General features: G+C 65.3%; 16 protein-coding genes. 9 read left to right on the top strand and 7 right to left on the bottom strand.

The features are described 5' to 3' along the window. Window positions 1-114: 114 nt before the first annotated feature. On the top strand, window positions 115-594 hold the full coding sequence (locus tag AC5P8R_RS17710; protein ID WP_014038776.1) for a hypothetical protein: 480 nt from the start codon (window positions 115-117) through the stop codon (window positions 592-594). An 83-nt stretch (window positions 595-677) separates the two neighbouring features. Here AC5P8R_RS17710 and AC5P8R_RS17715 read toward each other — a convergent pair whose 3' ends face one another. Then, the gene (locus AC5P8R_RS17715) at window positions 678-1,112 is read right to left on the bottom strand and encodes a PepSY domain-containing protein (protein WP_065178854.1); all 435 of its coding nucleotides are present in this window, start codon (window positions 1,110-1,112) and stop codon (window positions 678-680) included. 145 nt (window positions 1,113-1,257) lie between these two features. On the opposite strand from AC5P8R_RS17715, the gene AC5P8R_RS17720 reads away from it, so the two are divergent. Genes AC5P8R_RS17720 through AC5P8R_RS17730 form a run of 3 tightly spaced genes read left to right on the top strand, consistent with a single transcriptional unit; the run spans window position 1,258 to window position 3,523 of the window. Continuing rightward, window positions 1,258-1,548 carry a PepSY domain-containing protein gene (locus AC5P8R_RS17720; RefSeq protein ID WP_014648704.1) on the top strand — a complete coding sequence of 97 codons (291 nt, stop codon included), beginning with the start codon at window positions 1,258-1,260 and terminating at the stop codon, window positions 1,546-1,548. Continuing rightward, window positions 1,548-2,207 (top strand): response regulator transcription factor, encoded by a 660-nt coding sequence (locus tag AC5P8R_RS17725; RefSeq protein ID WP_046432919.1) that lies wholly within the window; start codon window positions 1,548-1,550, stop codon window positions 2,205-2,207. Before AC5P8R_RS17720 ends, AC5P8R_RS17725 begins: the two co-directional genes overlap by 1 nt. Continuing rightward, a complete protein-coding gene (locus AC5P8R_RS17730; RefSeq protein WP_014648706.1) occupies window positions 2,204-3,523 on the top strand; it encodes a sensor histidine kinase in 1,320 nt (439 codons plus the stop codon). The genes AC5P8R_RS17725 and AC5P8R_RS17730 overlap by 4 nt, the downstream gene beginning before the upstream one ends. A gap of 163 nt (window positions 3,524-3,686) precedes the next feature. Here AC5P8R_RS17730 and AC5P8R_RS17735 read toward each other — a convergent pair whose 3' ends face one another. Next, entirely contained in the window at window positions 3,687-4,007 is a 321-nt protein-coding gene (locus AC5P8R_RS17735; RefSeq protein ID WP_014648707.1) for a DUF6122 family protein, read from the bottom strand. Between the two features lie 37 nt (window positions 4,008-4,044). After that, window positions 4,045-5,934, bottom strand: coding sequence for an arginine decarboxylase (speA, locus tag AC5P8R_RS17740; RefSeq protein ID WP_014648708.1), 1,890 nt, complete (start codon window positions 5,932-5,934; stop codon window positions 4,045-4,047). Between the two features lie 191 nt (window positions 5,935-6,125). Here speA and speE point away from each other — a divergent pair, with 191 nt between their 5' ends. Next, a complete protein-coding gene (gene speE / locus AC5P8R_RS17745; RefSeq protein ID WP_008268330.1) occupies window positions 6,126-6,980 on the top strand; it encodes a polyamine aminopropyltransferase in 855 nt (284 codons plus the stop codon). Window positions 6,981-7,104: 124 nt separating this feature from the next. On the opposite strand, the gene AC5P8R_RS17750 is transcribed toward speE, so the two are convergent. Continuing rightward, window positions 7,105-8,010 carry an aspartyl/asparaginyl beta-hydroxylase domain-containing protein gene (locus AC5P8R_RS17750; protein ID WP_032954620.1) on the bottom strand — a complete coding sequence of 302 codons (906 nt, stop codon included), beginning with the start codon at window positions 8,008-8,010 and terminating at the stop codon, window positions 7,105-7,107. A 436-nt stretch (window positions 8,011-8,446) separates the two neighbouring features. On the opposite strand from AC5P8R_RS17750, the gene AC5P8R_RS17755 reads away from it, so the two are divergent. Continuing rightward, window positions 8,447-9,106, top strand: coding sequence for an RIO1 family regulatory kinase/ATPase domain-containing protein (locus AC5P8R_RS17755; RefSeq protein WP_032958814.1), 660 nt, complete (start codon window positions 8,447-8,449; stop codon window positions 9,104-9,106). Window positions 9,107-9,231: 125 nt separating this feature from the next. On the opposite strand, the gene AC5P8R_RS17760 is transcribed toward AC5P8R_RS17755, so the two are convergent. Continuing rightward, window positions 9,232-9,570 (bottom strand): P-II family nitrogen regulator, encoded by a 339-nt coding sequence (locus AC5P8R_RS17760; RefSeq protein WP_005411374.1) that lies wholly within the window; start codon window positions 9,568-9,570, stop codon window positions 9,232-9,234. Window positions 9,571-9,724: 154 nt separating this feature from the next. On the opposite strand from AC5P8R_RS17760, the gene ubiK reads away from it, so the two are divergent. After that, window positions 9,725-9,976: a ubiquinone biosynthesis accessory factor UbiK gene (gene ubiK / locus AC5P8R_RS17765; RefSeq protein ID WP_169411303.1), complete on the top strand. Its 252-nt coding sequence runs from the start codon at window positions 9,725-9,727 to the stop codon at window positions 9,974-9,976. A gap of 132 nt (window positions 9,977-10,108) precedes the next feature. Continuing rightward, a complete protein-coding gene (gene arr, locus AC5P8R_RS17770) occupies window positions 10,109-10,537 on the top strand; it encodes an NAD(+)--rifampin ADP-ribosyltransferase (protein ID WP_212577309.1) in 429 nt (142 codons plus the stop codon). On the opposite strand, the gene AC5P8R_RS17775 is transcribed toward arr, so the two are convergent. Both AC5P8R_RS17775 and AC5P8R_RS17780 read right to left on the bottom strand, forming a co-directional pair. Next, on the bottom strand, window positions 10,530-10,976 hold the full coding sequence (locus tag AC5P8R_RS17775) for a DUF4279 domain-containing protein (protein ID WP_495223680.1): 447 nt from the start codon (window positions 10,974-10,976) through the stop codon (window positions 10,530-10,532). The two genes, arr and AC5P8R_RS17775, sit on opposite strands and share 8 nt — an antisense overlap. A 145-nt stretch (window positions 10,977-11,121) precedes the next feature. Next, window positions 11,122-11,487 (bottom strand): hypothetical protein, encoded by a 366-nt coding sequence (locus AC5P8R_RS17780; protein ID WP_134971920.1) that lies wholly within the window; start codon window positions 11,485-11,487, stop codon window positions 11,122-11,124. 309 nt (window positions 11,488-11,796) lie between these two features. Here AC5P8R_RS17780 and AC5P8R_RS17785 point away from each other — a divergent pair, with 309 nt between their 5' ends. Continuing rightward, a complete protein-coding gene (locus AC5P8R_RS17785; RefSeq protein WP_329855483.1) occupies window positions 11,797-12,384 on the top strand; it encodes a hypothetical protein in 588 nt (195 codons plus the stop codon). Window positions 12,385-12,450 lie beyond the last annotated feature (66 nt).

A 12,450-nucleotide genomic window follows, 5' to 3' on the forward strand; every position in this document is an offset into this window, starting at 1 on the left:
CATGACCTGGCTCTACCGCAAGCGGGCGCCGACAGGCATCATTCAAGCAACCCCTGCTAGCGTCGGCCTGTACCGCCGCGAGTTGCGCGGCCACCTGTCCGCTGGAGCGCCGTCATGATCCGCCCCCTGACCCTGCTGCTGTGCCTGGCCCTGCCGGGAACCGTGCTGGCCCAGTCCGCCGCTGGCGCCACTGCGCCGCAGGCTGCCGGCCTGGACTTGACCCTGCCGCAGGCGCCGATGCGCTACCTCAACGACCCGGCCCTGCAGCAGGACCCGCCCGGCACCTATTACGGTGACAAGAGCGGCCCGCGCGTGCACGACGATGCGAAGATCGCCGACGTGACCGACGACAAGGTCAAGGTGTCCGGCAGCTTCACCACCGGCATCGGCTATTCGAAGAACGGCGGCAACAGCCACTACAACGCGGCCACGCTGAACCTGAGCAAGAACTACACCACCGATGAAGGCAAGACCCATGGGGTCAACCTCAACATCCACGTGAGTGAGGGCAAGGGCCCGGGCTTCTTCGGCCCGTATGGCGGCTACTACGGCCGCGGGCCGGGCTGGGATTACCCGCCGCCGTACGGCTGGTAAGCCAGCCCCTGTAGAGCCGAGCCCATGCTCGGCTACGGTTGGCCGCAAAGCCGAGCATGGGCTCGGCTCTACAGAGGCCAACGTCAATCCAGCCAGCCATCGCGCTCGCTGTGCAGGATGCGGCCGTCATAGCCGCTCAGGCGCACCTCTACCTTCTGGTTGCGGGCATTGCGGGCTTCCAGCGACCAGGTCGCACCATCGCGTTCCAGCGAATGGATCTCGCGCAGGCCATGCGACTGCGCCCGTGCCAGCACCTGCTCGGTAGTCAGCAGCGCGCGGCCGCTGTGCTCATCGAAGATCTCGCCGGTCTTCGGGTCCACGTAGACCTCGCTGAAGCGGCCATCGGCGCGGCTCACGTCAGCCTCCCACAGGCCATCATCGCGTTCGATCTCGTGGATCTGGGTGTAGCCGGCCTTGCGCAGGGTCTGTTCAACCTGGGCCATGCCCAGCGGCGCGGCCTGTACGGCCGGCGCGACGGCAAGCAGGGCAACAGTGGCGAGGGTGAGCGACTTCAACATGGGGGTTCTCCTGTTCGTGGCCGGACCATCCCGGCAACGCCACGATGCATGGCCCGGTTAACAGCGCCTTAGCCGTGGCTGTTAGCCGGCTGTTAGTCATCCCCGCCACACTCGCACCTGTACCCCTCTCTCTTTCCTTACCCGCATGCTCGCCACCCTGCCCCTGCTGCTGGCCCTGGCCAACGCCCCGACCGCCGCCGCGCCCCTGCAGGACCCGGCGCAGCAGGTCGCGCGTCGCGCCGTGCAGCAGGGCCGCTACATGCCGCTGGAGAGCGTGGTGCGCGATGCGCTCAAGCGCTACCCCGGCCAGCTGCTGGAAGTGGAGCTGGACGACGGCGTCTACGAAGTGGAGATCCTGCGCGGCGACGGCGTGGTGGTGGAGCTGGACTATGATGCGCGCAGCGGAAAGCTGCTGAAGACGGAGCTCGACGACTGATGCGCATCCTGTTGGCCGAAGACGATGCCGCACTGGCACAGCGCCTGGTGCCCCTGCTGGAACAGGCCGGCTATGTGGTGGCGGTGGTCGCCGACGGTCGCCAGGCCGAAGAAATCGGCCAGATCGAAGACCTGCAGGCCGCCATCGTCGACCTCGGCCTGCCCGGGCTGGATGGACTGAGCGTGATCGAGCGCTGGCGCGGCAACGGCCGGGGGTTTCCGGTGCTGGTGCTGACCGCGCGCGGGCGCTGGCACGACAAGCTGGCCGGCTTCGATGCCGGCGCCGACGATTACCTGACCAAACCGTTCCAGGCCGACGAACTGGTGCTGCGCCTGCGCGCCCTGATCCGTCGCAGCCATGGCCACGCCAGCCCGCGCCTGCACTGCGGCCCGCTGCAGCTGGACGTCAATGCCGGCCGCTTCGAGCTGGATGGACAGGCGCTGCCACTGAGTCCGCAGGAATTCCGCCTCCTCAGCTACTTCATCCACCACAGCGGACAGGTGATCAGCCGCGACCGGTTGGGCGAACAGGTGTTCGACGGCGGCCACGACCCGGACTCCAACGCACTGGACGTGCTGCTCGGACGCGTGCGCCGCAAGCTCGGCATCGACCTGATCCAGACCGTGCGCGGCCAGGGCTGGCGGCTGGCCGAGCCATGAACCGGCAACCGTCGCTGCGGCGGCGCCTGCTGCTGGCCGGCGGCGTCGGGCTGCTGCTGGTCTCGCTGCTGGCCAGCGCTCTGCTGGGCGAGCTGTTCAAGCGCAGCGCGCGCGACCGCCTCGACCACGAACTGCAGCAGGACATGCTGACCCTGCTGTCACAGGCCGAAGTGGACCCGGACGGGCAGTTGCGCCTGCGCCAGGAACCCAATGATGCGCGCTTCCAGCGCGTGTTTTCCGGTGCCTATTGGCAGATCGCCGGTGCCGATGGCCGCGTGCTGCTGCAGTCGCGCTCGCTGTGGGATGAAACCCTGCCGGCGAAGGCCGCCGGGCCGGCCACGCGCAATCTGCCCGGGCCGCTGCAACAATTCCTGCGTGCACGCGTGCAGCAGGTGCGCCTGCCACGCGCCAGCGAACCGTTCGTGGCCGTGGTCGCCACCGACCGCAGCGCGCTGGATGCCGATGTTGCCGCGTTCCGCAAGCGCACCGCCATCGCACTGGGCGTGCTGGTCGCGGCGTGGCTGGCGGTGCTGGCCAGCCAGGTGCACTTCGGCCTGCGCCCGCTGCATCGCCTCGGTGCGCAGCTGGAACGGGTACGTCGCGGCGATGCGCAGCGCATCGACACACAGGGACTGGGCGCGGAAGTCGCACCACTGGGTGAGGAACTCAACGCGCTGCTGGACCACCAGCAACGCATGGTCGCGCGCGCGCGCACCAGTGCACAGGATCTGGCGCACGCGCTGAAGACTCCACTGAGCGTATTGGCCACCGAAGCTGACAGCGACGGCACGCATTGGCGTGCCACCGTGCGCGAGCAGAGTGCGCGCATGCAGGCCAGTGTTGACCGTTACCTGGCTGCAGGACTGGCTGCCGACCATCGCCAGCGCACCGACGTGGCGGCCGTCGCACAGGCGATGTGCCGGCTGATGGCACGCGTGCATGGCGAACGTGGCATTGCGTTCACGGCGGCAGGCATCGATCCGGCGCTGCAGTTCGCCGGCGCCAGTGCGGATCTGGAGGAGATGCTGGGCAACCTGCTGGACAACGCCGGGCGCTGGGCGCAACAGCAGGTCACTGTCGAAGCGGAAACCAGCGAAGGGCAGCTACGCGTCGAAGTGCGCGACGATGGCCCCGGCCTGGCCGCAGACGCGCTGGAACGGGTCACCCAGCGTGGTGTGCGGCTGGACGAGCGCGAAGGCAGCAGCGGGTTGGGCCTGGCGATCGTGGGCGATATCGCTGCCAGCTATGGCGGGCGGTTGCAGCTGGAGAATGCGCAGCCGGGCCTTCGTGCGACGTTGTGGTTGCCGGTGGCGTGACGCGGCCAACCCAACGGTGGGTAGTGCCGGCCGCTGGCCGGCAGCCACGTGATCACCGGGAACACCCAGCGGAAGCCGGCCAGCGGCCGGCTCTACCGAGCGCCAATCCGACCGGTCGCCGTGCACCCGGTAGGTGTCGACCTTGGTCGACACGCACCAAGCATCAACGGTGATGCATCCACCAGCAATCAATCGCGTCCAGCAATATGTGGATGATCAAACCGATGCCGAACAACCGCGTTTTCTTCGGCACGCACAGCCCGGCATAGACTGCGATGGCCGGTGCGGTGTGCAGCGGGTGGAACCCGATGCTGCAGCGGTTCGGTGCATAGATCGGGTCGGCCAGCAGATGGTCCAGGTCGATGATCCAGCCCAGCAGCATCAGCAGCCACGCCGAGGCAAAGCGCTTGCGCCAGAACAGCCATGCCAGCAACGCTGGCACGGCGGCATGCAGGAACAGGTGGAAGATCGCGCGCGCGCTCATCGGCAACGGTGGCACCGGGCGGGCCCGGTGCCGTCCATCACACCAGCGGCTCGTCGGACAGGTAGGTGTAACCGGTCAGGCCGGCTTCCAGCGCGTCCGACAGTTCCTGCGCGCGTTCCGGCGACAGCTGCGCCGCAGCCACGCGCTGCGCATAGGTCGCACGCAGTTCGTCCAGGCGGTAACCCACGTAATCCAGCATCACGTCGGTGGTGTCGCCGCGGCGCTGCTGGGTGATGGCGTAGCCATCGGCATCGGCCAGCACTTCCACCGCGTCGGTATCGCCGAACAGGTTGTGGATGTCGCCCAGGATTTCCTGGTAGGCGCCGACCATGAAGAAGCCGATGCGATAGCTCTCGCCCGGCCTCATCTTGTGCAGCGGCAGCGAGCTGTCCAGGCTCTCGTTCTCGACATAGGTTTCCACCATGCCGTCCGAGTCGCAGGTCATGTCGGCGATGATGCCGCGGCGGTCCGGGGTTTCATCCAGGCGCTCGATCGGCACGATCGGGAACACCTGGTCGATCGCCCACACGTCCGGGATCGATTCGAACACGCTGAAGTTGACGAAGTACTTGTCGACCAGGCGCTCGTTCAGTTCGTCCAGCACCGGGCGATGGCTCTTCTCGTCGTAGCTCAGGCGCGCGCGCACGCCGTGGGCGATGGCGTAGAACAGGTCGTCGATGCGCGCACGCTGCGGCAGATCGATCTGGCCCAGCGCGTAGCTGGCCAGGCCTTCGGCATGGAAATGCTGCGCTTCCTGGAACAGTTCCACCGCCGGGCGCACGTCCAGCTCGTCGTGGATCTCGCGCAGGTGGCGGATCGCTGCCGGCTCGTCGTCGTGCTGGTCCGGCACGCGGCCTTCCTGTGCCTCTTCCACTTCCGAGACGTTGGCGATCAGCACCGCGTGGTGCGCGGTCATTGCGCGGCCGCACTCGGTGACGATGCGCGGCGGGGTCAGGCCGAACTCTTCGCAGGCATTGGCCAGCGGCTGCACGATGTTGCTGGCGTAGGAATGCAGGCCGTAGTTGATCGAGCAGAAGCTGCGCGAACGGGTGCCTTCGTAATCCACGCCCAGGCCACCACCCACGTCGACGTGGGTGATCTTCGCGCCCAGGCGCGACAGCTCCACGAAGTAGCGGGTGGCTTCGCGCATGCCGTTGGCGATGTCGCGCACGTTGGAGATCTGCGAGCCCATGTGGAAGTGCAGCAGGTTCAGGCAGTCGGCGTACTCGGTGTCACGCAGCGACTTCCACAGGTCCAGCAGCTGGCGCGGCGACAGGCCGAACTTGGCCTTGTCGCCACCGCTGTTCTGCCACTTGCCGGCGCCCAGCGAGGCCAGGCGCATGCGCACGCCCAGGCCCGGCTTCACGTCCAGCGCCTTGGACTCTTCCAGCACCAGCTTCAGCTCGGACGGCTTCTCGATGACGATGAAGGTCTGCAGGCCCAGCTTGCGGCCGATCAGGGCCAGGCGGATGTACTCGCGGTCCTTGTAGCCGTTGCAGACGATCAGGCCACCCGGGCGGGACAGCGCCAGCACGGCCATCAGCTCGGGCTTGCTGCCCGCTTCCAGGCCGAAGCCTTCGCCGTGGTGGCTGGCCAGGGTGCCGGCCACGCCGCGGGTCTGGTTGACCTTGATCGGGTACACGGCGGTGTAACCGCCGCTGTACTCCCAGTCCTGCTGGGCCTGGGCGAAGGCCGCCTGCAGCTTGCCCAGGCGCTGGCCGAGGATGTCCGGGAAGCGCACCAGCAGCGGCAGCTTGGCACCGGCCGCGCGCGCAGCGTCCACCACCTTGGGCAGCGATACCACCGGGCCGTCCGCCCCGGTCGGTCTCACCACCATGTGCCCGGCCTGATCCACGTCGAAGTAACCGTCCGCCCAATGCGGGATCGAGTAGGTCTTGCGGGCTTGGTCGAGGGACCAATCGGTCATTTCAGTCGGCCTTGTTGGCAATAAAAGGGGGGGCATGATAACGCCTATATGCCCACAGGTTCGTTATCATGCGCGCCCGCGCCCGTGACAGGTTCCAACCTGAACGGGCCGATCCGTCCGGATGTGGCATCTGTGCCACGCGGCCCCGCCCGCCAGCCCGGCTCCACCCCTCCGAACAGGACTGTTTTCCAATGACTGACAGCAACAACTGGTACATCGAACACTTCGAGCGCACCGGCTCGGCCATCGGCTACCGCATCACCGGCAAGCTGGACGAGGTGCAGTCGCCGTTCCAGAAGATCGAGATCTTCCAGACCACCGACTGGGGCAACCTGATGACCATCGACGGGGCCATCATGCTGACCAGCAAGGACAACTTCTTCTACCACGAGATGATCAGCCACCCGGTGCTGTTCACCCACGCTGCGCCCAAGCGCGTGGTGATCATCGGTGGCGGCGACTGCGGCACCCTGCGCGAAGTGCTCAAGCACAAGGGCGTGGAGAGCGTGACCCAGTGCGACATCGACGAGCAGGTCACCGTGATGGCGCGCAAGCACTTCCCGGAACTGTGCGACTCCAACGACGACGCCCGCGCCGAGCTGCTGTTCGACGACGGCGTGGCCTACATGGCCAACTGCCCGGCCGGCAGCGTGGACGTGGTGATCGTCGATTCGACCGACCCGGTCGGCCCCGGCGAAGGCCTGTTCAACAAGGCCTTCTACGAGAGCTGCTTCAAGGCCCTGAAGGACGACGGCATCCTGGTGCAGCAGTCCGAATCGCCGCTGATGCAGCTGGACCTGATCAACGAAATGCGCACCGAGATGGGCAAGGCCGGCTTCGGTTCGTTCAAGACCCTGCCGTTCCCGCAGCCGTGCTACCCCACCGGCTGGTGGAGCGTGACCATGGCGCGCAAGGGCGACAGCAGCTTCGACTTCCGCCAGGCCGACTCGGCCGCCAAGACCTTCAACACCCTGTACTACACCGCCGCGCTGCACACCGGCGTGCTGGTGACCCCGCCGTTCGTGCAGGCGGCACTGAAGGGTTGATCCAAACAAAAACCCGCGCTGGCGACAGCGCGGGTTTTCTGCTTTCTGTAGAGCCGAGCCCACGCTCGGCTGCTCTTCGGACAGGTTGCGGTAAACCCAGCCGAGCATGGGCTCGGCTCTACAGTCAAAGCGCCCAGATACCGGCGATCACCGCCACCACCAGGCCCCACTTGATCAGCTGGTAGGCCACCACGCTGCGCTCGCGCAGCGCCTTGGCCTTCAGGCGCACCTTGTAGACACTGCCGAACGCCTTGTTGACGCCACCGGTCGGGTCACCCGGCAGGTTCGGCGATGCACCACCGGCCAGCAGCGTGGCCGCCACCGCGCGGTTGAACAGGCCCGGCAGGCCGAAGCGCAGCGGGCGGGCGATGTCGCAGAACAGGATCACCCGGTCCTGCTGCGTCTCGTTGTGCGCATGGTGGATGTAGGTCTCGTCGAACATCATCCACTCGCCGTCGCGCCAGCTCTTCTTGATGCCGTCCACTTCGATGTAGCAGGCATCGTCGTTGGGCGTGCTCAGGCCCAGGTGCAGGCGCAGCGAGCCAGCGAACGGGTCGCGGTGCGGGCGCAGCTCACTGCCCGGTGGCAGCTGCGCGAACATCGCCGCACGCACGTCCGGGATCGACTCGATCAGCGCCGTGGTCTTCGGGCACAGCGTCTTCGCCGACGGGTGCGACGGGCCGTACCACTTCAGGTAGAAGCGCTTCCAGCCACGACGGAAGAACGAATTGAAGCCGGCATCGTTGAACGTGCTGGAGGCAGCGATCTTCTGCGCGTCGCGCAGCGCCAGCGCCTCGTCGCGGATCATCTGCCAGTTCTGGCGCAGCGGCTCCAGCTGCGGGAACTCCTTGCCCGGGTCCAGGAACGGCGTGGTCGGCACCTTCGAGAACATGTACATGACCACGTTGATCGGGGCCATGAAACTGGAGTGGTCCAGCAGCTGGCGCGACCAGCGCGCGCGGACCTTGCCACGGAAGTGGATGTACAGCACGCAGGCCACGAACAGCGCTGCAATGACGATTTTGATGATCAAAGCACTTTCCTCCAGCCGCGGCCGGAACGGGAAACGGGGCGATGCACGGCCAGGCGGCCAGCACCGGTTCGGAACGCGGCAGGGGACGGGGACGTGCCGGAGGGGGGCGGCCGCCGATGTCGCGGGTTAACAGCTTATGGTCGGCAGGGCGTGCGCCGGGGTCAAGCTGGACGTGCGTGGCGTTCAGCGCGCCGCCGATGAATGGGCTGGAAGCGCGCCCAACTCATTGATCCAGCGGGGCAATCCTTATAAGTGAGACGTAATTGTCCGATTCTGCGTGACGAACTGTTCCAGCCACGACCCCGACATTTCTCCGACAAATCGTGGAATAGCGAACTGGCGAGTACTAAAATTAACGAAAACTTAGTAACTCCCTGTAACACCGGTTCGCTTGACGCTTTGCGCCACCCACCGGGTCGTCCGAGACCCCGACATGCATCTTCCTGCTCTTCCCCCCTCCTCCTGCGGCAATGATGCCGCCTCCCCGCTGCTGCTCAAGCGCGGCGAGCGCTTCCTGGCCCCCGATGTCTACCGCACCTGCCTGGACGGGCGCGAGGCGGTCATCAAGGACTACTCCCGCTACCGCGGCACTCCCGTTTCGCTGATCGCGCGGCTGATGGTGCGCCGTGAAGCACGCATGCTGCAGCGCCTCGGCGGCTGGAAGCATGCCCCCGCGCTGCTCGGCACCCTGGGCGGCCTGGCACTCGGCATGGAGTTCATTCCCGGCCAGACCTTGAGCACCGCGCAGGCCGTCGGCAATGACGTGTTCGAGCAGCTGCAACACGCGCTCAGCCGCCTGCATGCCGCCGGCATCACCCACAACGACCTGCATGGCACCAACGTGGTGGTCAGTGGCGGCGTGCCGGTGCTACTGGATTTCACCTCCGCCTGGCGCGTACCCCGCTGGCTGCGCCGCGGCCCGCTGAGCCGGCAGATGCGCCGCAGCGACATGAAGAACCTGCTGAAGATCCGCCAGCGCGTGACCGGCCAGGCGCCGAGCGCCGCGCAGGCCGCATTGGTGGCCGACCCGGGCTGGGTCGCCGCCGTGCGCCAGGGCTGGAAGCGGTTCTACAAGTGGGCCAAGCGGCGGTAGGGGTCGAGCTCGCTCGACCGCTTTACCGCTCTTTGTAGAGCCGAGCCCGCGCTCGGCTGCTGTTCCTGCATCGCGCGAAATGCAGCCGAGCATGGGCTCGGCTCTACAACATCCCGCCGAGCGGGTTACAACGCGTCCGCGTCCAACTCGCCGGTACGGATACGCACCACGCTGCCCAGGTCGTACACGAACACCTTGCCGTCACCAATCTTGCCGGTGCCGGCGGCCTTCACGATGGCCTCAACCACCGCCTCCACCTGGTCATCGGTCACCGCCACTTCCAGCTTCACCTTCGGCAGGAAATCGACCACATACTCCGCGCCACGGTACAGCTCGGTGTGGCCCTTCTGGCGACCAAAGCCCTTCACTTCCGTCACCGTGATCCCGGTAACCCCACGCTCGGCCAGCGCTTCGCGCACGTCGTCGAGCTTGAACGGCTTGATCACCGCCATGACCATCTTCATCGTCTATCTCCTGTCTTCCGGCGTGGAGGATAGCGCCTGAACGCGGCCCGTGCGAAGCCGCTGCGGCCTGTCCGGGCAGTGGGTGCCGGCAGTATCCTTGTGCCCGAATGGCCTGCCCGCGCCGGATGCACGGGCCCACCCCACGGAGCACCCCATGATCGACCTGAATCAAATCGATGACCTCGCCCGTCGCCTCAGCGACCTGGTGCCGCCGGGCCTGCGCGAATCGCGCGAGGAACTGCAGGCCACCTTCAGGAGCGCGTTGCAGGCCGGCCTGGCCAAGCTGGACCTGGTCACCCGCGAGGAGTTCGAAGTGCAGCGCGCCGTGCTGCTGAAGACCCGCCAGAAGCTGGACGCGCTGGAAACCGCCGTGCGCGAGCTGGAAGGGCGCGGCGCCGCAGAATGAAAAAAGGAGGCGCACTGCGCCTCCCGTTTACAGATTATTTCCTGGATGGGGCCTTGCAGCAAGGCCCACCGGGCGCCCTAGACTCGCCGGCCTGCCGATCCGGCAGCACAGAGAGGGGCAGCAGCGATGGCGCTGGACACCGAATGGACACCCGTTTCGCATGACACCTGCGACCAGATCGCCGGGCCGTTCTATCACGGCACCCGCGCTGACCTGGCGGTGGGCGAGTTGCTGAGCGCGGGCTTCCGCTCCAACTACCGCGACAGCGTGGTGATGAACCACATCTACTTCACCACCATTGCCAAGGGCGCCGGGCTGGCTGCGGAGATGGCTCGCGGTGAAGGGCGGCCGCGCGTGTATGTGGTGGAGCCGACCGGCCCGTTTGAAGACGATCCGAACGTGACCAACAAGAAGTTTCCCGGCAACCCGACGCGATCGTATCGGAGTGCGCAGCCGTTGCGGGTGGTTGGGGAGGTTACGGAGTGGGAAGCCTACGACGCGGAGTTCGTTCGGCAGTTGAAGGCGTTTGTTGCTTCGGGGAGTGGGGAGATCATCAACTGATGGCCTGCTGGCGCTGGGCGTTGCGCACTTCTTCATCGGCTTCATAGATGTCCAGCCCGAGCTCAATGCCGCGCTCACCCAAGGCGAGTAGCGCGCGAGGCGAAAGCGAGACACCACCGTTGCTGCTGCCCATGAAAAGACCGCAGAACAGATCAGGTCGGAAGCGTGCCAGAGACTGCCATACGGCGAGATCGCCGGTGAGCTGATCGAGGATTTCGAAGATCTGAGCGTCCAGATCTTCAGGCTCACGACGCTCCGCATCAAGTTGCCAGCTTCCAGTCCTGGCGATACGCACGGTGCCTGATGGGTTGCCTCTGAGTTCCTGGCCCTTGTGATGCGATGCGGTCGGGGTCGCCCCGAGCAAGCCACTGACTTCTTCGGGCAGGAGGTCCTCCCCGAAGAATCGGAGGGTTACTAGGCAATGATCGAATGCGGCCATTGGGATCCAGTTGTCCTTTTCGGAAGGAACTCCAGTACGTAGGCCTCGTTGATGTCAGATTCCAGCCGGAACCGGACGACAGCAGCTTCAGAATAGTCTGAAGCGCGGGAATCGGCTTGCGCTTAAACGGAGAGCTGGCCGGACCCTACTTGACCATATCCAACAAGTCCTTGTCTTCATGCCGCTGCTCCCACGTGGAGAGCAAGCAGAAGCTCACCCCACTGCGCATGGCAACCGTCTGGAACCCCGCGAGCTCTTCCTTCGTGATCGGATACTCGACCGGATCAAAGTGCAGGAGCGCCCACGGCTTGAGGAGTGAGAACCCGGACGCGAGTTCCGAGAAGAGTTCCTTCAGCATGGGTCGCATGGCGGAGAAGTCTTTGATCGGCCCCGCGCGATTGCCAAGGGCGCGGCACTGGCGACGAATGGTTCTGTCACCACCTGCCAAGCGAGCGATGAAGTGATCCTGGTGCACTTGAACGTAGAACAATTGCCGGCGAAATATCTTCATTCCCCGCACCGCCCCCCAAAAGCCCAGCCGTGCAAATCATCAAGCGCCATCCGGAAGCCGGACCTGCGCCGCGCATTCTGCCGCAACGGACCCAAGCGCTGTGCCCTTCATCCGTGAAAGTGCTGCAAGAGTACGTCGTTCATACGCGAGGAAACCGCAGGGCTGCGGGAGAGGTATACCGCAGCCATGCAGCCTGTCCTCGATGCCTCCCATACTCTACCGACCATGCTTCGCGGTACTGGCGCTACGATTCGTCCGTTTGTTGTAAAGCTTAACGAAGCTCGCTCCTCACTCGAGGGGATAGGTGCCATGATCAAAGAATCGAATTACATGCTTCGAGACGGCATCCGCGGCATCGTACAGCAAGGCTGGTTTATCGATAGCGACATGGATCTTCCGTCGGTCATACACCTCGACAATGACTATTCTTCAGGCCAAGAGGCGGAGGCAGAGGCCGCGTTGATTGCATACTATCAGGCTGAAGGTGACACCATCGTCTCTCGGATGTGCGCCAACGCACCGGATCGTGCCCAGCACATCCAAGACGCGTGGGAGGCTCACAAGGCAGGTAAGTACGCGCTCAGCGTCCCTGTTTTTCTGATCCAAGCTGACGGTATTGTCTACGACCGAAGAAGCGGACGACAGCTCTTCACGAAGAGCAAAGATCGGGGTATTAGGACCCTGGCCAAGACAGCAGAAGACGGTTCTGCGGACTGGGTTTTTCTAGCCCCATATGCAGAAGACAGCCCTTTTTCTAAGGATACGAAGGATCTGCCTGCCGATTTTGACGGGCGGAATCGCCATGCAGTTCTGCATGGCATCAGCACAAAATTTGCCACGGAGGTCAACAGCCTTCGTGCGTTGTCAGCACTCGGTTACGTGAACTTTGCGCTATGAATAGGTCAGCAGCCGAAGAGCTCAAGTTTCTCACTGGTACGGATAGCGATGGCAGCGTCTGGCTAA

Source organism: Stenotrophomonas sp. YJH_SMC_73 (genome assembly GCF_059370155.1).

Coding starts and splice junctions, on each gene's coding strand:
- AC5P8R_RS17710 (WP_014038776.1), top strand. CDS start 115: ATGATCCGCCCCCTGACCCTGCTGCTGTGCCTGGCCCTGCCGGGAACC.
- AC5P8R_RS17715 (WP_065178854.1), bottom strand. CDS start 1,112: ATGTTGAAGTCGCTCACCCTCGCCACTGTTGCCCTGCTTGCCGTCGCG.
- AC5P8R_RS17720 (WP_014648704.1), top strand. CDS start 1,258: ATGCTCGCCACCCTGCCCCTGCTGCTGGCCCTGGCCAACGCCCCGACC.
- AC5P8R_RS17725 (WP_046432919.1), top strand. CDS start 1,548: ATGCGCATCCTGTTGGCCGAAGACGATGCCGCACTGGCACAGCGCCTG.
- AC5P8R_RS17730 (WP_014648706.1), top strand. CDS start 2,204: ATGAACCGGCAACCGTCGCTGCGGCGGCGCCTGCTGCTGGCCGGCGGC.
- AC5P8R_RS17735 (WP_014648707.1), bottom strand. CDS start 4,007: ATGAGCGCGCGCGCGATCTTCCACCTGTTCCTGCATGCCGCCGTGCCA.
- speA (WP_014648708.1), bottom strand. CDS start 5,934: ATGACCGATTGGTCCCTCGACCAAGCCCGCAAGACCTACTCGATCCCG.
- speE (WP_008268330.1), top strand. CDS start 6,126: ATGACTGACAGCAACAACTGGTACATCGAACACTTCGAGCGCACCGGC.
- AC5P8R_RS17755 (WP_032958814.1), top strand. CDS start 8,447: ATGCATCTTCCTGCTCTTCCCCCCTCCTCCTGCGGCAATGATGCCGCC.
- AC5P8R_RS17760 (WP_005411374.1), bottom strand. CDS start 9,570: ATGAAGATGGTCATGGCGGTGATCAAGCCGTTCAAGCTCGACGACGTG.
- ubiK (WP_169411303.1), top strand. CDS start 9,725: ATGATCGACCTGAATCAAATCGATGACCTCGCCCGTCGCCTCAGCGAC.
- AC5P8R_RS17775 (WP_495223680.1), bottom strand. CDS start 10,976: ATGGCCGCATTCGATCATTGCCTAGTAACCCTCCGATTCTTCGGGGAG.
- AC5P8R_RS17780 (WP_134971920.1), bottom strand. CDS start 11,487: ATGAAGATATTTCGCCGGCAATTGTTCTACGTTCAAGTGCACCAGGAT.
- AC5P8R_RS17785 (WP_329855483.1), top strand. CDS start 11,797: ATGATCAAAGAATCGAATTACATGCTTCGAGACGGCATCCGCGGCATC.